Consider the following 17,968-nt stretch of genomic DNA (forward strand, 5'->3'; position numbering starts at 1 on the left):
TTACCCTTCTTCCACATACTTTTTAGACGAGAATGGTACTTCAAAGAATAATTCTTCTATTCTTGTTTCCAATAGTTTATTTTTATTCGGCAAGGATTTCATCAGAGCATTTATCGTTTTACTAATATGCTCGATGTACCTGTCCAACATATAAAGCAAATACGTATCCTGGTCTTTGGAGATTTCTTGTTTCTCTCCTTTGGCAAATGAGATTCTCCTTATCGTTTCAAAGAGAAACGAGGAATTCTCTTTGCAAAAAAGGTTCCTCTCCAATATTAAGCGCTTTAACAACAAGAAGTTTGCACTCAAATCTTTTAATAGAACATTAGAGAAATAACATGATACCGATTCTATAAGGGAGGACTCAATTTTTGTGATGCTTTCCATTAAGATCTCCATGCCTTCTAAATCCTTTTGGTAATAAGCAATTTTATGTTCATTGATTTGTTTTATGGCGTGAGCCAATGTTTTAATCATCGAAACATCATTTACCTCTGCAAGTAGTCTGTAGTAAAGACCACTATAATAATCTCCTGCTAGAACAGTCAATTGTTGATTGATCACTTGATCCTCTTCCAGCTGATTGGCCTTTGAATTTGCTACCATATCATGAGTATCAAGGGCGATTTGAACAAGCATCGTAGAAAGTATGTATTGCTCCTTCTTATCCTGTGGCATATCAATCTCCTCCAGGATGGAATAAAGAAGCAAGAGCTTGTCATCATCAACGATTGGATATTCAATATGTTTTATTAAGTATGGATGTGTAATTAAGCTATGCAGCTTTTCTTTTATAGATAAAATATGTATATGACTCACGAAAGACCACCCTTGTTCCCTGATTTCACTAGATAAGCAAAATCCAAAATAGACAGTGTTAATTATAGCACATAAGGGGTGCCTATTGTCTAAAATACGCGATTTTCTATAGTTTACCCCTGAAACGGTCTAAAAAATAAGAAAAGCAGAGAAATAATGTATTCATCTGCTTTCAACATTTTACTTTAGTCTGTTTCCATTTCACCGTGGGAAGATTGAATGAGCGCTTTTCCTCTGATTTTAATTGCTGAGGTATGTTCTGTGAACTGGGCGATCATTATCTCTCCTTTATCAAGCTTTTCGGAATGATGAAACCTGGTGTCTGTGCCACGAGTTAAACCAATAACGCTCACCCCGTCTTCTTTTGCTTTTATCACAATAAAATCGTTTGAGTTTGTCTGACTCATAGCAATCCTCCTTTATATATAGATGTTCATTTATCCTTTAATCAAAGAAAGTACTTCTGCTCTAGCTGCATTGTCTTTTTCCAACACACCTCGAACAGCAGAGGTGATGGTAAGAGCTCCTGGTTTTTTCACTCCACGCATTGTCATACACATATGTTCAGCCTCAACCACAACCATCACACCGTGAGGCTCAAGGGAATCTACAATCGAGTCAGCAATAGTAGATGTTATTCTTTCTTGCAGCTGCGGACGCTTTGCAACCGCCTCCACCGCACGTGCGAGTTTACTTAAGCCTGTCACTTTGCCGCCCTTCGGTATGTATGCTACATGTGCTTTTCCGAAGAATGGAACAAGATGGTGCTCACACATCGAGAAGAAGGAGATATCTTTTACAAGCACAAGCTCTTCGTGTGCTTCGCCAAAAACAGTTTTAAAATGTTCCTTTGGATCTTCATTTAAACCGGAGAACACTTCTGTATACATTTTAGCAACACGTTTTGGTGTATCTAGTAATCCTTCTCTGTTTGGGTCTTCCCCAATTGCTTCAAGAATCATCCTTACTGCTTGTTCTATTTGTGCTTTATTAACTTCTGTCATTGATCTATGTCCTCCTACATACCCATTAATAGCTGTAATGTGATTCTAGCATAAGTTTTTTAATAAAAGCAAAAATAAAGAGGCGCAAACACTGCGCCTCTTTATGCTGACAATCGTTGACTATGTAGCTGTCAATTATTTCACAGCGTCTTTAAGAGCTTTACCAGGTTTGAAAGCTGGTACTTTACTTGCAGCGATTTCGATCTCTTCCCCAGTTTGTGGGTTACGACCTTTACGCGCAGCACGCTCACGTACTTCAAAGTTACCAAAACCGATTAATTGTACTTTGTCACCGTTTTTAAGTGCGTCAAGAATTGTATCGAAAACAGCATCAACCGCTTTAGTAGCGTCTTTTTTAGAAAGTTCACTAGCTTCAGCAACTGCATTGATTAAGTCTGTCTTGTTCATGCCATTCACCTCCTCCCAAAGGAGTTAATCGCTATTCTAAACCAAAACTTAGTTTTAGTCTAGTAAAAGCCTTTGTTACATACATTTCTTCACAATTTTCATTGATTCTATACATGATAGAATCGCGATAATCTTACAACTAGGCTAATATTACCCCATTACCCTCCACAATTCAACAAATTTCTTAGAAAACGAGATAATAATAGGAATATTTCGCCATTTAAGAGAAGATTTTCTGTTTGTAGATTAACACAAGAATAGCTATATATCAAGTGTTTATTCGATTTTTTAAAACAAAAACAGCTCTCCTTTGAATGTATATACCACTCAAGGAGAGCTAAAAAACATATTCGACATCATTTTTTATAGAATGATCGCGATTAACCCGCCAGAGCCCTCGTTAATAATGCGCTCTAAGGTTTCTTTTAGTTTGTATCTTGCGTTTTCTGGCATTAACGAAATCTTTGCATGAATTCCTTCACGGACGATGGAGCTTAGGGAACGCCCGAATATATCTGAATTCCAGATGGAAAGTGGGTCATCCTCGAAGTCTTGCATGAGATATCGAACCAATTCCTCACTTTGTTTTTCCGTCCCAATGATTGGGGCGAATTCAGACTCCACATCTACTTTTATCATGTGAATAGAAGGCGCAACCGCTTTTAGTCTCACTCCAAATCTTGAGCCTTGACGGATGATTTCCGGCTCCTCTAAACTCATATCTGATAAAGCTGGAGAGGCAATTCCATATCCTGTTTGTTTGACCATTCTTAAGGCATCTGACACTTGATCATATTCAGCTTTAGCAAAAGCAAAGTCTTGCATGAGCTGCAATAGATGATCCTTCCCCCTGATTTCTACCCCCACAACCTCTTTCAGAATGTGATCATAGAGATCATCTGGGGCATAAAGGTCGATTTCAGCTATACCCTGACCCATTTCAATGCCTGCAAGTCCAGCGCGGTCAATAAACTCATATTCGCTAAATTGACCGACCACTCGATCCACATCACGCAGGCGTTTAATATCCTTCACCGTATCTTTCACCGCTTCTTGATAACTCTCACGCAGCCAGTGGTTGTCTTTGAGGACCATTACCCAGCTTGGAAGATTAACGTTAACCTCGAGCACAGGAAACTCAAACAATGCTTCGCGAAGAACATTGTAGACATCAGATTCCCTCATGCTTTCCACACTCATAGCAATTACAGGAATATCGTATTTTTCACATAATTCTCTTTTTAACGCTTCGGTCTCTGGGTGAAATGGTTGAACGGTATTGATGACCATAATGAATGGTTTGCCAACCTCTTTCAATTCCTCCACAACTCTTTCCTCAGCTTCAATATAATCCCTGCGAGGAATTTCCCCAATTGACCCATCTGTTGCTATTACGACTCCGATGGTGGAATGCTCTTGGATAACTTTTCTCGTTCCAATCTCTGCTGCTTCATGAAAAGGTATAGGTTCTTCATACCAAGGGGTGTTAATCATTCTTGGACCATTTTCGTCTTCATAGCCTTTGGCTCCAGGTACAGTATAACCAACACAGTCTACTAAACGGATATTTACATCAAGCCCTTCATCCACATTTACCTTCACAGCTTGGTTTGGGACAAATTTAGGCTCTGTAGTCATGATTGTCTTACCTGCTGCACTTTGTGGTAGTTCATCTTGTGCACGCGCTTTATCTGACTCATTTCCGATATTCGGCAGAACCACTAACTCCATAAACCTTTTAATAAACGTTGATTTCCCTGTACGAACAGCTCCTACGACCCCTAAATATATATCGCCGCCCGTACGTTCAGCGATATCTTTGAAAATATCTACTTTTTCCAAGTGATTCCCTCCCGACATTTATCTTGGGATATACATTTTCTAGTAAGAATAGAATCTATGACACTATATGTGTATGATGTTGTCCTAATTAAATATGACTATTTTTTCTTAGAAAATTTATCCCGCTATTATAAAAACAGTATATTTATCCATTTAGTAATTGGAGGTATTTTGTTTATTTTAAAAAAACAAAAACCCTTCTTTAGAATGTATTCTCTAAAAAAGGGTCTATGACTAAATTCTATTTCTTATCCATAATAATTGGTTCGTTGTTTTCGTCTATTGTGTAAGGCAGAGAAAAAGCTGGGACAAATACAGAATTTTCAACAATGATAGAACGAATATCCTCGCCAGGTTGATAGGAGTGTTCATGTTCTTCTAAGTATTGATAAAGGTCTATAGAATAGTCGACCTGAACCTCCCCTTTGTTATTTAGAATAAACGGCAGATTCTTCCCTGAAATAGGACTTTCTGTAGTAGGCTCACTTTTATAGCCAAGCTTGTCCCAATCAATTTTGAACGCCTGATCATTGATGACTTCTTTTACAGGAGCAAACCCATTGTTAGCCCTCTTATACATGTCGATCCGAATGTTTATGTCTCTAACCTTTTCTGCCATGCGTAAATCAATTAGTTTGACTTTTGGGTCTTCTTCAACGTTTACAAGAACATACAAGTACACACCACCGCTTTCATACGCTGTTCCAGGCGCCTCTTGCATAAATCGTGGAGTGAGTTTATTAAAATCAATTGGATATTTTTGAAAAATCGGTGTAGACATGTCCCTATCTTTAATTGGCAGAATGCCACCATTTGCTTCTTGATATTGGTCAACAGAGGTTTGAACAGCCTCTAGTTGGTCTAAATAAGGAACTTGATTTTGCGATAACCTTTCTTGTGGGTATAAACAGCCTGATAGCACGCTGCTTACCACAACCATTCCTACTAGTAGGAGGAACCTATTTAGATTCATAGTATTTTCCACCCTTTGCATCTGTTCTTCTTATTGCTCTGGTACTGGACCGCTAAATACAACATAAAAAATTATTAGACCTGCAAGTACAATCAATAGAAAAGCAATTGTGTTTAAAATCCCTCTGATAATATTATTTTTGACTTTAAATCTTGTAAAATAGACCGTTAAAACAGAAATAATCATGAAGCCCATCGCAATGAATGAGATCCACATTTTCATCAATGCAGGTGACATCCTCATCTCTCCTTTTCCGTGAAACATTATAGCATAATATGTAAAAGAGCAAAAGCGCAAGGTATACGACGAACATGCGTTGTCTAGTTCCAGATGTAACTCCACTAGTCATAAGCCCTCTTTCCTTCAAAGGCCAAACAGCCTCCTGTAAAAAGCCTTCTTATGCTTGTTAGACATGAACGAGCCGCTTCACTTTTCGTGCAACAAACGCATTTTTGTTTGTTGATCTAAACACAAAAAAAGCTGAAGCAAAAGGGGCCAACTTTGCTTCAGCGCTATTAAAAGAAGACTAAATAATCCAATCCCACAGCTCAACCAGTGATATCCTCATACACATCTTATGCGACAACTATCATGCATGTATCGCCAAATGCCTATTTAAAGCAAAAAAGCTTGTAAAAATTATGGATTTTTACCCCTCTGCACCCTCCTATTGTTTCTTCTATATAAGTTATGCACGTTACCTAGATGGGTGTTTGTTTATCTTTTTAAAGGCATGGATTTGATGTTTTCACAGGACTAAGTCGCTTTACTATCTTTCTCCAAGCAGTTGGGACAGATCATCAAGCTCTGTCGTCTTTGAACGGCTCATAAGCTCGTCCACGGCGTCTTTTGGATGCACATTATCAAAAAGAACATGGTAGAGTGCGGTAGTTAACGGCATTTTAACTTGAAGCTTTTGTGCCAGCTGATAGGCTGCTTTTGTTGTTCTTACACCTTCCACTACCATTCCCATATTTTCAAGTACTTCTTCTAGGTTCATCCCTTTTCCTAGCATATTCCCTGCACGCCAGTTTCTACTATGGACACTTGTACAAGTAACAATAAGATCGCCCATTCCCGTAAGGCCCAGGAAGGTCAATGGATTGGCACCAAGACAGCTGCCGAGGCGAGCAATTTCTGCAAGACCTCTAGTAATGAGGGCTGCTTTAGCATTATCTCCATAGCCTAGTCCATCTGTTATTCCTGCTGCTAAGGCAATAATATTTTTAAGGGAACCACCAATTTCTACACCAACAACATCAGTATTGGTATAAACACGGAAATGCTGGTTAATAAATAAGTCTTGCACTTTTTCAGCCGCTTCAATGTTTAAAGATGCGGCAGTTACCGTTGTTGGTTGACGCAAACTTACTTCTTCTGCATGACTTGGTCCTGACAATACCACAACGGCCTCTCTGATAGCTTCTGGTAGTTCCTCTTCAATTATTTCTGATACTCGTAAATGTGAATCCGGTTCTATTCCCTTACTAACATGAACAAAGAGGGTAGGGGACGTTACATACTGCTTTACTTTTTGACAAACCTCTCTCATTGCTTTTGTTGGGACGGCTAATACGATCGCCTCTACTTCTTGAACAGCTTCCTCTATGGAAGTATATCCAACTATATTATTGGAAAGCTTTATGCCCTTTAAATACTTTTCATTTGTGTGGCTAGTGTTGATTTCTTCAATTTGAGCTTGCTTATGCCCCCATAAGCATACTTTATGATTATTATCTGCAAGGACCATCGCTAGAGCTGTCCCCCAGCTACCTGCTCCTAGAACAGCAACTTTTTTCATAGTTTCACCAACCTATTATTATTTTCGTGGTCGTGCAATAATTCTTATCGGTGTTCCTTCAAAACCAAATGCATCTCTAATACGGTTTTCCAAAAAGCGTTTATAAGAGAAGTGTAATAGCTCGGGATCGTTGACAAAAATCACAAAAGTTGGCGGTTTCACTGCTACTTGAGTGGCATAATAAATTTTCAAGCGTTGTCCTTTGTCCGTTGGTGTTGGGTTCATTGCAACTGCATCCATAATGACATCGTTTAATACCGTAGTAACAACACGCATGGAATGATTTTCACTAGCTTGATCAATTTTAGGAATCAGCGTATGAATACGTTTCTTTGTTTTTGCAGAAAGAAATACAATAGGTGCGTAATCAAGAAAGAGAAAATGGTCACGAATCTTTTGTTCAAAAGCTTTCATTGTTTTATCATCTTTATCGACCGCATCCCATTTATTTACGACGACCACAATAGCACGACCTGCCTCATGCGCATAGCCAGCAATTTTTTTATCTTGCTCGATAATGCCTTCTTCTCCATCAATGACAACTAAGACGACATCTGAACGTTCAATGGCACGCAATGCACGTAAAACGCTATATTTTTCGGTTGTCTCGTATACTTTCCCTTTTTTACGCATACCTGCTGTGTCAATAATGACGTAATCTTTCCCGTCGTACTTATATGGGGTATCAATCGCATCCCTAGTTGTTCCTGCAACATTACTAACAATTACTCTTTCTTCTCCAAGAAGTGCATTCACCAATGAGGATTTTCCCACGTTGGGTCTTCCGATTAAGGAGAATTTTATCGTGTCTTCATCATATTCTTCTTCAGCCTTTTTCGGGAAGTTTGCAACAACAAGGTCCAAGAGATCTCCAAGCCCTAAACCATGTGATCCAGAAATCGGAACAGGCTCCCCAAAACCTAATGCATAAAAATCATACAGGTTCTCTCTCATATCAGGGTTGTCTACCTTGTTAACAGCAACAACGACTGGTTTGTTTGAACGATATAAAATCTTCGCTACTTGTTCGTCAGCAGTAGTCAATCCTTCTCTACCATTTGTCATAAAGATAATTACATCTGCTTCATCAATGGCTATTTCTGCTTGTTCACGGATTTGTGTCATAAAAGGCGCATCGCTAATTTCGATTCCACCAGTATCAATAAGGTTAAAATATTGGTTTAACCATTCGCCAGAGCTATATATTCTATCTCTCGTCACACCAGGTATATCTTCTACAATAGAAATTCTTTCTCCTACAATTCTGTTAAAAATCGTGGATTTCCCCACATTTGGTCTTCCTACTATCGCTACGGTTGGTTTTGGCATAACAACCACCCTCCCAATCTATTCTGTTGATGTATGTAATGTTATTTTCTTAGTTTATACAAAAATGCCGATAAAATAAATAATTTCCCTTGTCTCATTAAAAGAACCCTCCTGTATTAGGAAGGTCTAACTTGACTATCTTAACACTATTCAACAAAAGAAGGAAGCATTTTTAATGCTTCACGATAATATACATCTCCTCCCCTAGTCCATGAGCAATGCCATCAAGAATGGCCTCAAGATTTGCAGAGATGAACTCCATCTCTTCTTTTGACTCACATAAAAACACAGGAGCTCCCCCACCAATTTTCGAGGCATTTGTCGTTATAACAGCTAGTATGTATTTTTGAAGCTCTACACTACTCATGCTTATTCACCTTTTCTTTCAGGTGCTTTGTGGGCATTCTTATCGCATTTTCAAGCGTTGGTACACGTTCTAAAATCGCTATCCCAACGTCTAGGTCCTGCTCTTGAGGAAGTAGAAATACCCCCACTCTACCGTCATCTAAATCTCTTTTTGCTAGTGGAACGAGTGCAGGTGTTCCTGAATCTCGATACACACCAAGTGCTGTCGACATATCATGTAATATCGCCTGTCTTTGCCCTAGATTAGCAATCGTACTTCTTGCATTGAAATTTTTTGGCGTTAAAATAAATCCCATTCCGTACCTTAATACTTCTTTTTGCCTTTGGGGGAGACCTATATTCATAATGTAAATGTTATCAACATAAAGCCCAGCCCCCTCAAAATGAGGCTTTACATATTCTATATCGACAATGTCCTTCAAATTGCCTCCTGTCATTAATTTATGGGAAGTCAAGGCTGCCAGAAGTCCCACAACTATTCCAACCCATAAATTAGCCGCTAAATAGGCTAACGTTGACAAAAATGCCGTAATCATGACCAAGTAATTTCTACCTTCAAAAGCGATGGCAATTCCTTCAATATAGGTGCTTCCTCTAGGGACTAATTCATAGGAATCCAGTTCTGTAAGCGTATTTCGTTCCATGTTTCTGACATCACGAAATTGTGAAGCAGCCAATGCTAAAAAGGTTATTGCTGCAAACTCTTGTTCCATAATCGCAGGAACAGCAATGGTACCTAGTCCAGAAGCAATAAATGCAAGCGATAAATGAATGATTTTCCCGTGAAGGTATGTGGGATACTGACGATAATCCGTTACCAGCATATATAATCTTGTTATTAGTCCAACGATTACACCAAAAATGATGGGGTACGTATATTCGTTCATCCTTGTTTCTCCTTCACACGTTTTTGTATGACAGCATCCAAGTAAACTGTAATCGTTTCGAACAATACCCACGTGGACATGCCTGCCAATGAAAGGGTGAGAACTGCTAGAAAATCAAATTCGCCCATAACAGAATACGCAAAAACATTCTTCCATAATAAACATTTAAAGATCTCTCCTTGCGTAATGCCAGCAAGCATAAATACAAATCTCTCCATCCTACCTTTAAACAACATTAGCGCTAAATATAATAGGATAAAAGAAAGCAACCATGTTCGATTAAACAAAATCCAAACAGGGTCAAAAATCTCAAAAATGCAAAAACAAACATATGCTAAAGATAATGTTGTAATGGACAGGTAAAGTAGTATGTACTTTTGCTTCATCGTTTTTATTAATAAAATGAAGGAAGTTGCCAGTATAACCAAAAAAGCAACATTTGTAGTAAAACCAAAAATGTCTACATACGTAGTAGAGCTTGCAATAAGTAATAACAAAACAACAGATAGAAACGTTCTGATGGTTGATTTTTGGAAAAAGAATGTACTTATAATCCAAACAACCCAGCATAAAAAATAGAAATATAAACCCGCAGATTCCATATGCAGTTCCCCTCCTCTCACCATCTCATTATGCCTAATAATCCCGAAAGCTAATCATGATCAAGTGTATGTTTTTGATCGGAAGGCAAATAATAAATGTCAGTTGAAATAGAAAGAGGTGAATGGTCACATGGGAAAAGATCGTCAAGAAAAAAAGCTAAAGGAACAAAGAAGAACGGAATCTGATCGTGATCAATCTTTAAAATATCCAGGAGCAACTGCAATGGAAGGGCCTGAAGAAGCAAGAAAGCGCAATGAATAGGAAAAACGCCTGTTCGCCAAAGAGACGTACAGGCGTTTTATTTTGAGAAAATATTATATTTTGCGATTGCCATAGGCCTTACAATCGATACCTCGTTGTGTGAGCCAATGATATGTTTCTCCAAAAACTACAAGTGGCGCATTCTGTAATTCTTTTATGGTTAATGCACCAACAGCTGTCATAATAACCGTTAATTCATCATGAGTTTTTTTCATTAATTCAACAAGTGCATTGGGACCATCTTCCATGTAGCACTTTAGAAAATACCCTGCCATCCCAACTGCCGATGACCCTAATGCAATAGATTTTGCAATGTCCATCGAGCTTTGAATTCCACCTGAGCCTATGATTGAGATATTCTCCACAGAATTCTTCACTTCGGCAATACTTGCAGCAGTCGAAATTCCCCACTCATCAAAAAACTGCAGCTTTTCAAAGCGTCTTTCATTTTCGATTTTGGAAAAATTCGTTCCACCAAATCCACTTACATCTATCACTTGCACACCAGCATTCTTTAGCTTTTCCGCAGCTTCTTTGCTAATCCCAAAACCTGTTTCCTTTACAATTACAGGCACAGGCAAGGCTGTTGTGATGGCCTCTATTCTTCGTAGCGCTCCAGAAAAATCCCTGTCACCTTCAGGCATCACAAGCTCTTGAATCACATTTAGGTGAATCTGTAGGGCATTAGCCTCAATCATGTCAACTGCTCTCATCGCTTGCTCAACCGTTGCTTCACTTCCTAGATTAGCAAATATAATGCCATTTGGATTTACTTTACGGACTACTTTATAGGTTGATGCTTCGCTTTCGTCCTTAATAGCAGACATTTGAGATCCTACTGCCAACCCAACATCACAAATTTTTGCGACCTCTGCAAGCCCTTTATTAATTTCGTACGTCTTCTGCCCGCCTCCGCCTGTCATGGCGTTGATAAAAATAGGCGAACTCATGGAAAGTTCGCCTACTTTTGTATTTAGCTGTATTGCTGCAACAGAACTATCAGGCAGGCTTTGATGTACAAACTTAACATCATCAAAACCAGTCTGCCGAAGCTGACCAGTTGATAATGCATGCTGGATATGATCCATTTTCCTTTTGGCTCTGCTCACCTTATCATCACCTGATTATTGTTAATTATTTTTTTAGCTTGCTTAATTTATCGCCAATCATCTCACCAAGCTGAAAACCACCGGAATCATCCTGTTGATTGTATTGACTGTAGTCTTCTTCTTCAGGTTCTTCTAATTCACGGATACTTAAAGAGATCCGTTGTTCCGCTTCGTTCACATCAAGTACCTTTACCTTTACAGTGTCCCCTTCGGATAATACCTCGTGAGGAGTACCAATGTGTTTATTTGATATTTGAGATATATGAACAAGTCCTTCTACGCCAGGCAACACTTCAACAAAGGCACCAAAGGAAACAAGTCGTTTCACTACACCTTCTGTAACACTGCCTGTAGAAAGCTTTTCAGATACTTGAGACCATGGTCCAGGTAAAGTTTCTTTAATGGACAAGGAGATTCTCTCATTATCGCGATCCACGCTAAGCACCTTTACATTTACCTTTTGACCTTCTGTAACTACCTCCGAAGGCTTGCCAACATGCTCATAGGACAATTGAGAAATATGGACTAATCCGTCAACGCCACCGATATCAACAAATGCACCGAAATCTGTGATACGTTGAACTGTTCCCTCTAAAACCTGACCTGTTTGTATAGTTTCTAGCAATTGTTGTTTTTTATTCTGCATTTCTTCTTCCACCACAGCACGGTGCGAAAGAATGACACGATTCTTTTCTTTTTCTAATTCTACTACTTTAAAGGTTAGAGTTTTGCCTTTATAATCTGAAAAATCATCTACAAAATAGTTTTCAACAAGAGAGGCTGGTACAAATCCTCGAACTCCTAGATCTACCACAAGTCCGCCTTTTACAACATCCTTAATTTCTGCCTCGAAAACTTCTTTTGTTTCAAATTTCTTTTGCAAATCTTCCCATGCTAAGTCAGCATCTACCGCTTTTTTAGAAAGTACTAAAAGCTCTTCTTCCACCTTTGTTACTTTCAATTGCAGTTCCTGACCTTCGCTAACCACATCTGTTGCTTTCTCCACGTGGAGACTAGACAGTTCACTAATTGGAATGATTCCGTCCAATTTACTGCCTTCAATTGATACTAATACTTGCTTTTCTTCGACTTTGGTAACCGTACCAGTCACCTTGTCGCCAACTTCGAGATTATTAATTTCTACTTGATTCATGTCTTCTGCCATCATTATTACCTCCTCTGTACAAACCAGCTAATCCATTATTTATGTAAGTAAAGGCAAATTAAATGCCAAAACATACGTACTTAACATGAGTTGATTTTGTTTTGTGTAATAATTAATAAACTAATGTACATTAATTTATTTGATTGAACAGACAGATCAATTAGAACTGTCGATTGAAACAAATTACTACAAAATTTTAGTTTCCTTCTACTAACTTCTAATAAATACTACATTTTGTCAAGTCAAAACTCTTAAACTATTTGTTTTTTTCAATCAATTCTCTAATAGCGTTCATCACTATAATGGTTGCTTCCTCAGCCGAAATCTTATTCTGGCGATGCTCATCAAAGTTTAATGGCTTTCCGTAAACAACCCTTAGCGGTTGAAACCTTTTGTAGGGGCCAATAATCGCACAAGGAACCACAACTGCATCCGATCGAAGTGCAAAAAAGCCAGCACCAGCAAGACCTTTTCCTAGTTCTCCATTTTTACTTCTCGTACCTTCGGGAAAAAGTCCTAAAACATGGCCTTCTTTTAATACTTTAAGCGCATTTCTTAAGGCCTCTCTATCGCTCATGCCTCTTTTAACAGGAAAAGCGTGTAATTTTGGGAGAATTGTTTTAAGAATAGGCACACGAAACACTTCTTCTTTTGCCATGAAATGAACCGTTCTTGGTGAAGTAATCCCTACAACCGGTGGATCTAGATTATCAATATGATTGGCACATAACAAAACGGCTCCATCCTTTGGAACGTTTTCTAAGCCCTCCACCTTTATTCTATATAAGGGCTTTAAAATAGTAGAAACAATAAACTTGGCAAATGAGTAAAAAGTCATTATTACCTATTCCTTTCCTTTTCCATTACAAGCCCCATAATATTTTCGACAACTTCATTAATAGATAATGAGGTTGTATCCAATTCAACAGCATCTTCCGCCTTTTGTAAGGGAGCGATTTCTCGTTCAGAATCAAGCTTATCTCTGCGGGCAATTTCCTCTTTAAGAACTTCCAAATCAGAGTCGTACCCTTTTGAAATATTTTCTGCATGTCTTCTTTGTGCTCTTTCATCAACAGAAGCTAATAAGAATACCTTTACCTCTGCATCAGGAAGTACATGTGTTCCAATATCCCTACCATCCATTACAACACCGCCTCTTTCGGCGAATACTCGTTGTCGTGCTACCATTTCCTCACGAACCGTTTTATGTTTTGCCACAATAGAAACGTTATTGGTCACATCATTTTTACGGATTTGCTCGGTTACATCCTCATCGTTTATGTAAACATATTGGTTTTGGTTATCGGCCTGACGCAAATCTATCTCCGTTTTTTTCAATAAGGCATAAAGATTCACTTCATCTTCTAAATTAACTCCATGCTTCATTGCTTCAAATGTTATAGCTCTGTACATTGCCCCTGTGTCGATGTACAAATAGCCTAGTTTTCCTGCCACAATCTTGGCAACGGTACTTTTTCCTGCAGCAGCAGGACCATCAATTGCAATTGAAAATTGTTTCATAGTTCCTCCATACGTATGCTTTATTTTCACTTTATGAGCAGTAAGAACTAACTGCTTCCATAAAAAAAGCAGGTATCCCCTGCGATTTACAAAAAACTTATATTTATTTTACCATATCGTTTATTGTTGGTCGAATGTTTCTATATGCTCCTCAAGCTTCATTCCTCCAACTCCTTCATACTGAGGAACCTTGCTAATAAATGGCGCAGCGTCAGTATATAGAAGTATAGCTTGAGCGATTAGAAGACAACCAATCTGGATCATGATAAGTTTAATAATGATTCTTTCTAGCCTTTTCAAGTCAAACACCCTCCATTTCACCTATTTTTATTATAGGTGAAAATAGAAACTGTTATCCTAGGTAACTAAGGTTTTTTTTAGTAATCGTTGCTGCTCGAAACAATATCTCAAAATTATTTGCTTTTCATGCTCATTAATTGGATCAAATTGCAGCGAGGCGCGGACCCTGTTTGTATCTAATTCGACTAGTCTGATTACCTTACTTTTAAGCTTGAGATAATGTAGCTCTCCATTACTTGAATGAAGAACAAAAGTAGTAAGGATGTGCTCTCTTACTGGTAGCGTACACCCCTTTGGAAGAATAACCGCTGCACCGCCTGCACTAATATCATGAGTAATAGAGACAAAAGGTAAAAATTGGGTATTCAATGGATGTACCGCGACATCTAGCGTTCCTTCGACTCGAACATATTGCCTTCTTTGGACTTTAGTAACCTGCTCATAGCCTGGAAAAGACAACTGCACCATTGGAATGGTTTGAATCGCTCTTCCAAGCACCTCACTTTCAAATGTATAAGCGACTCCATCGTCAGATACATAGGAAATAAAAAGCTGTGTACCGTTTAATATGTATGTGGTTTTTCCATTTTTATAATGGGAAGGATAGTCTACAAAAAACTCACGGTCACCTACTTCTTGTACTTTACATCTATATTTCTCCACTTTATCGTCATTTCGTACTTGAAGTGTTAGTACGACCCCTGGTTTTAACAAGAAATTGCCCCCTTACAAAAGCCATTGTTCCTAAAATTAAGCGCTGGTAAAATACGCTGTTGATTTGCACAAAAGTGTTTGCGCAACGATTTTTTCTATTTATTTCTATTAAACCACTTTACGAAAAAAAGGAAAAGTCAATTTTTGACTTTTCCTTTTTTTTCTTCATACTTGCTTATTTGATTCTATAAGTCATAGAGCATTTCTGGGTTTTTCAGCTTTTCTACTTTTTCTTCTGTTCCGTCATTTGCGTTAATAAAAATTTGATATGTGTCATTATCAATGGTTCCTAAAAACTCATAGCACAAAACTTCTTCGCCAAGGTCATTGTTGATGATAGCCAGGTAATCCTCCATAATCATCACGTTATCATTAATTTTTGTTGTTGCTTCTTCATAGGAAATACCAGGTTTTGGTATTTCTCTAACATGTTGGGACATTAGATAATCTTTCGCTGAAAATCCAACAATTTCCCCAGTTTCAAGGCTAACTTTCATTTTTATGGAATCTGGGTATATTCTAACCCCGTCTATATTTGAGACAAATGTGAAAATACCGAGTTTATTGTATTCCACACTCTCATAAAGATCAAGCGTATCAAACTTATTTTGTTTTAAGAAGTTTCTCGCTTTATCTGTTGCTTCATTTAAGCTGATATTCTTTTGCTTAGCTTCCTTGTTTTGAACCAGGTAAATTGGGATGCCCCCTTTTTTAGCGATATCCATGTAGGTGTCTACCTGATTCTTATCTACTATTTTTAAACTATAAAAGCCAAATTTAGAGCCTTCTCCACTTTCCGTAATGGTGATTTTCTCATTACCTTCTAACTCTAAATATTTATCAGCAATCTTTTTAGCTTCTTCTTCGGTAATCGTTTTCCCTGTTAGCTGACTGAAATTCTTATCCTTCTGTTGATTCATAGATGTGAAGGTAGGACCAAAGTCTGCCTCTTCATATCCCTCGACATTTTTCTCTACCGTTTTAAATCCGTCAATGATCGTATTATCCTGAGGCTGATCCTTAGCAGAAAGAGCAAGCTCTACATCCATCCAACGAAGATTATTACTCATAACCATGCTTTGAACTTTTCTAAGTTCTTGACGAATTTCATCGGATTTTTGATACAAAGCTTGCAATGTCCCATATTCATCACTTGATAAAGGATTTTTGTCTAAATCTCTTATTGCTACCTGGTACGTATATTCACCAGTATTGCTCAAAAATTCTTCTGTTTTATTAAAAGGGAGCAATGTTAAAGGTAGTTGACCTACATCATTTTGGGCTTCTGATGTTATTCTCCACACCTCTGCAAAGGATGGGGATAGCTGATTTCTAGAACTCATAGCCAAGGTAGTCCCAATCTTATCATGCAGAAGGTCTATATGGTAAACAAGATCATGAAAGGAACGCTGGTAGTTATTTTCGGCATTAATCAGAACAGCATTTTTGTCCTGATGCTCCTGGTAGCCCCAATAACCTGTACCTACTACTGCAATTGCCAATACTGCGATAATAATAAGTCTTAACATAAATCTTCACCCTCTTTCTTATTCACAGAATATATGTTTTCCAATCCGCTTAATTTGTGGACGACCCCAAATCCAACCACTAGTTGCAGTATTAGGATTAAAATAATAGGTTGCCCCCTCAGAAGGATCCATTCCATTGATAGCATCTACTACTGCTCGTTTTGCAGTGTCATTTGGCGTTAACCAAATCTGTCCGTCCGCCACTGCTGTAAATGCTAGTGGCTCAAAAATTACACCAGAAACTGTATTTGGGAAAGTAGGAGAATTGATGCGGTTTAGAATTACTGCAGCTACAGCAATTTGACCTTCATAAGGCTCACCACGTGATTCGCCATACACAGCATTTGCCATCAGTTGAATATCATTTTCAGAGAATCCACCAGGCATGTTTGTTGCACTTTGAGCTTCCCCCTCATCCTCTGCTTGCTGCTCCTCAGGTGCTTGCTGTTGCTCCTCTGGTGCTTGTTCTTGTGGAGCTGGTGCTGGTTGCTGCTCAGGTTGCTTTGGTTGTTCTGATGGCTGTGGTTGTTGTGGTTGCTTCTGCTGACCAGGCTGTTGCTGCTGTTGCTTTGCAGGTTGCTTAAACTGTGCTTTTTGCTGCTGCCATTTATTTTGAGCCCCTTGCTTTGCTTTTTGAAGGGTTACCTCAGATGGCGCAACCTGGTATTTCAATGGCATGCCACCATAATGAGTAAACCTTTTACCAGATTTTATTTGTTGATGAACCCATTGCTTATTAAACTTGGTCGCTCTTTCTAACATGTCTTTTGTTTTTGGGCCAACAAGTCCATCTACATCATCTAAACGAAATTCTTGTTGAAAATTTTTAACAGCCCAATAGGTTGACCAGCCATACACTCCATCAATTTTCGCATGATAATAGCCATTGTATTGGAGGCGTGCTTGCAGCTCGACAACATCATTTCCTGTTGCCCCTTTTTGGATAATCTGCTCAGAAAAGGCATTTGCCACATTCTGATTTATCGAAAACAACATACATGTGCTAATTAGAAACATACATGAAATGAACAGTATCCGTTTCACCTTACATTTCCTCCTTTGACTTCTTTAAACAATTGTTACAATGTATTTTCTGTAGATGTTGCCATTTTATGCAGATTCCATTGGAGAAAAGAGGTATTCCATATTATGGTATAACGATGACACTCCTAAAATAAGCTCCATTAAACTCCGCTGTTGATTTCCGCAAATGGCTCCGCGTCCGCTGGGCGATTTGTAAGACTACTCGGCAATCCTGTGGGGTCACAAGCCTTTGCTCCAATTAACAGCTATGTTATCTCAGCAATCCACTTTAACGAAGACAAAAAAAATAAAAA

The 17,968-nt window shown here is 38.4% G+C and carries 21 protein-coding genes; 1 reads left to right on the forward strand and 20 read right to left on the reverse strand.

All coding sequences use genetic code 11. The features are described 5' to 3' along the window. The 12 genes from FIU87_RS11840 to FIU87_RS11895 form a co-directional block, all read right to left on the reverse strand. Positions 1-819 (reverse strand): heptaprenyl diphosphate synthase component 1, encoded by an 819-nt coding sequence (locus FIU87_RS11840; RefSeq protein WP_172971043.1) that lies wholly within the window; start codon positions 817-819, stop codon positions 1-3. A gap of 185 nt (positions 820-1,004) precedes the next feature. After that, positions 1,005-1,226 (reverse strand): trp RNA-binding attenuation protein MtrB, encoded by a 222-nt coding sequence (gene mtrB, locus FIU87_RS11845; RefSeq protein ID WP_152444790.1) that lies wholly within the window; start codon positions 1,224-1,226, stop codon positions 1,005-1,007. Between the two features lie 30 nt (positions 1,227-1,256). Next, positions 1,257-1,823 (reverse strand): GTP cyclohydrolase I FolE, encoded by a 567-nt coding sequence (gene folE / locus FIU87_RS11850; protein WP_152444791.1) that lies wholly within the window; start codon positions 1,821-1,823, stop codon positions 1,257-1,259. A 135-nt stretch (positions 1,824-1,958) separates the two neighbouring features. Continuing rightward, the gene (gene hbs / locus FIU87_RS11855) at positions 1,959-2,231 is read right to left on the reverse strand and encodes a non-specific DNA-binding protein Hbs (RefSeq protein ID WP_010193643.1); all 273 of its coding nucleotides are present in this window, start codon (positions 2,229-2,231) and stop codon (positions 1,959-1,961) included. Positions 2,232-2,594: 363 nt separating this feature from the next. Beyond that, entirely contained in the window at positions 2,595-4,073 is a 1,479-nt protein-coding gene (gene spoIVA / locus FIU87_RS11860) for a stage IV sporulation protein A (protein ID WP_152444792.1), read from the reverse strand. Between the two features lie 241 nt (positions 4,074-4,314). Next, positions 4,315-5,046, reverse strand: a complete 732-nt coding sequence (locus tag FIU87_RS11865; protein ID WP_152444793.1) for a hypothetical protein — start codon at positions 5,044-5,046, stop codon at positions 4,315-4,317. A 30-nt stretch (positions 5,047-5,076) separates the two neighbouring features. Next, positions 5,077-5,283, reverse strand: a complete 207-nt coding sequence (locus tag FIU87_RS11870) for a DUF2768 domain-containing protein (protein WP_152444794.1) — start codon at positions 5,281-5,283, stop codon at positions 5,077-5,079. Positions 5,284-5,815: 532 nt separating this feature from the next. Then, on the reverse strand, positions 5,816-6,847 hold the full coding sequence (locus FIU87_RS11875; RefSeq protein WP_152444795.1) for an NAD(P)H-dependent glycerol-3-phosphate dehydrogenase: 1,032 nt from the start codon (positions 6,845-6,847) through the stop codon (positions 5,816-5,818). Between the two features lie 18 nt (positions 6,848-6,865). Further along, the gene (gene der, locus FIU87_RS11880; RefSeq protein ID WP_152444796.1) at positions 6,866-8,176 is read right to left on the reverse strand and encodes a ribosome biogenesis GTPase Der; all 1,311 of its coding nucleotides are present in this window, start codon (positions 8,174-8,176) and stop codon (positions 6,866-6,868) included. A gap of 172 nt (positions 8,177-8,348) precedes the next feature. Continuing rightward, positions 8,349-8,543, reverse strand: coding sequence for a capping complex subunit for YIEGIA (locus tag FIU87_RS11885; protein ID WP_152444797.1), 195 nt, complete (start codon positions 8,541-8,543; stop codon positions 8,349-8,351). Continuing rightward, complete coding sequence (locus tag FIU87_RS11890) at positions 8,536-9,429, reverse strand: YIEGIA family protein (protein WP_152444798.1); 894 nt, start codon at positions 9,427-9,429, stop codon at positions 8,536-8,538. The genes FIU87_RS11885 and FIU87_RS11890 overlap by 8 nt, the downstream gene beginning before the upstream one ends. Beyond that, on the reverse strand, positions 9,426-10,031 hold the full coding sequence (locus FIU87_RS11895; RefSeq protein ID WP_152444799.1) for a YphA family membrane protein: 606 nt from the start codon (positions 10,029-10,031) through the stop codon (positions 9,426-9,428). Before FIU87_RS11895 ends, FIU87_RS11890 begins: the two co-directional genes overlap by 4 nt. A gap of 130 nt (positions 10,032-10,161) precedes the next feature. On the opposite strand from FIU87_RS11895, the gene FIU87_RS11900 reads away from it, so the two are divergent. Further along, complete coding sequence (locus tag FIU87_RS11900) at positions 10,162-10,293, forward strand: YpzI family protein (RefSeq protein WP_152444800.1); 132 nt, start codon at positions 10,162-10,164, stop codon at positions 10,291-10,293. Positions 10,294-10,346: 53 nt separating this feature from the next. On the opposite strand, the gene fni is transcribed toward FIU87_RS11900, so the two are convergent. The 8 genes from fni to sleB form a co-directional block, all read right to left on the reverse strand. Next, a complete protein-coding gene (gene fni / locus FIU87_RS11905; RefSeq protein ID WP_152444801.1) occupies positions 10,347-11,402 on the reverse strand; it encodes a type 2 isopentenyl-diphosphate Delta-isomerase in 1,056 nt (351 codons plus the stop codon). A 25-nt stretch (positions 11,403-11,427) separates the two neighbouring features. Beyond that, positions 11,428-12,567 (reverse strand): 30S ribosomal protein S1, encoded by a 1,140-nt coding sequence (gene rpsA, locus FIU87_RS11910; RefSeq protein WP_152446530.1) that lies wholly within the window; start codon positions 12,565-12,567, stop codon positions 11,428-11,430. 256 nt (positions 12,568-12,823) lie between these two features. Continuing rightward, positions 12,824-13,405, reverse strand: a complete 582-nt coding sequence (locus FIU87_RS11915; protein ID WP_152444802.1) for a lysophospholipid acyltransferase family protein — start codon at positions 13,403-13,405, stop codon at positions 12,824-12,826. Positions 13,406-13,407: 2 nt separating this feature from the next. Further along, positions 13,408-14,088 carry a (d)CMP kinase gene (gene cmk / locus FIU87_RS11920; protein WP_152444803.1) on the reverse strand — a complete coding sequence of 227 codons (681 nt, stop codon included), beginning with the start codon at positions 14,086-14,088 and terminating at the stop codon, positions 13,408-13,410. Between the two features lie 120 nt (positions 14,089-14,208). After that, entirely contained in the window at positions 14,209-14,388 is a 180-nt protein-coding gene (locus tag FIU87_RS11925) for a DUF5359 family protein (RefSeq protein WP_152444804.1), read from the reverse strand. 57 nt (positions 14,389-14,445) lie between these two features. Beyond that, entirely contained in the window at positions 14,446-15,102 is a 657-nt protein-coding gene (locus tag FIU87_RS11930; protein ID WP_152444805.1) for a flagellar brake protein, read from the reverse strand. A gap of 185 nt (positions 15,103-15,287) precedes the next feature. Continuing rightward, positions 15,288-16,631 carry a germination protein YpeB gene (gene ypeB, locus FIU87_RS11935; RefSeq protein ID WP_152444806.1) on the reverse strand — a complete coding sequence of 448 codons (1,344 nt, stop codon included), beginning with the start codon at positions 16,629-16,631 and terminating at the stop codon, positions 15,288-15,290. Between the two features lie 18 nt (positions 16,632-16,649). Further along, positions 16,650-17,648, reverse strand: coding sequence for a spore cortex-lytic enzyme (gene sleB, locus FIU87_RS11940; RefSeq protein WP_152446531.1), 999 nt, complete (start codon positions 17,646-17,648; stop codon positions 16,650-16,652). Positions 17,649-17,968: the final 320 nt, after the last annotated feature.

This window comes from Bacillus sp. THAF10 (assembly GCF_009363695.1).
In the GTDB taxonomy this organism is placed as follows: Bacteria; Bacillota; Bacilli; order Bacillales; family Bacillaceae_I; genus Sutcliffiella_A.

Bases quoted from the DNA above. Each gene is read 5' to 3' on its own strand.
- mtrB (WP_152444790.1), bottom strand. From the start codon at position 1,226: ATGAGTCAGACAAACTCAAACGATTTTATTGTGATAAAAGCAAAAGAA.
- folE (WP_152444791.1), bottom strand. From the start codon at position 1,823: ATGACAGAAGTTAATAAAGCACAAATAGAACAAGCAGTAAGGATGATT.
- hbs (WP_010193643.1), bottom strand. From the start codon at position 2,231: ATGAACAAGACAGACTTAATCAATGCAGTTGCTGAAGCTAGTGAACTT.
- FIU87_RS11865 (WP_152444793.1), bottom strand. From the start codon at position 5,046: ATGAATCTAAATAGGTTCCTCCTACTAGTAGGAATGGTTGTGGTAAGC.
- FIU87_RS11870 (WP_152444794.1), bottom strand. From the start codon at position 5,283: ATGTCACCTGCATTGATGAAAATGTGGATCTCATTCATTGCGATGGGC.
- FIU87_RS11875 (WP_152444795.1), bottom strand. From the start codon at position 6,847: ATGAAAAAAGTTGCTGTTCTAGGAGCAGGTAGCTGGGGGACAGCTCTA.
- der (WP_152444796.1), bottom strand. From the start codon at position 8,176: ATGCCAAAACCAACCGTAGCGATAGTAGGAAGACCAAATGTGGGGAAA.
- FIU87_RS11885 (WP_152444797.1), bottom strand. From the start codon at position 8,543: ATGAGTAGTGTAGAGCTTCAAAAATACATACTAGCTGTTATAACGACA.
- FIU87_RS11890 (WP_152444798.1), bottom strand. From the start codon at position 9,429: ATGAACGAATATACGTACCCCATCATTTTTGGTGTAATCGTTGGACTA.
- FIU87_RS11895 (WP_152444799.1), bottom strand. From the start codon at position 10,031: ATGGAATCTGCGGGTTTATATTTCTATTTTTTATGCTGGGTTGTTTGG.
- FIU87_RS11900 (WP_152444800.1), top strand. From the start codon at position 10,162: ATGGGAAAAGATCGTCAAGAAAAAAAGCTAAAGGAACAAAGAAGAACG.
- rpsA (WP_152446530.1), bottom strand. From the start codon at position 12,567: ATGGCAGAAGACATGAATCAAGTAGAAATTAATAATCTCGAAGTTGGC.
- FIU87_RS11915 (WP_152444802.1), bottom strand. From the start codon at position 13,405: ATGACTTTTTACTCATTTGCCAAGTTTATTGTTTCTACTATTTTAAAG.
- cmk (WP_152444803.1), bottom strand. From the start codon at position 14,088: ATGAAACAATTTTCAATTGCAATTGATGGTCCTGCTGCTGCAGGAAAA.
- ypeB (WP_152444806.1), bottom strand. From the start codon at position 16,631: ATGTTAAGACTTATTATTATCGCAGTATTGGCAATTGCAGTAGTAGGT.
- sleB (WP_152446531.1), bottom strand. From the start codon at position 17,648: ATGTTTCTAATTAGCACATGTATGTTGTTTTCGATAAATCAGAATGTG.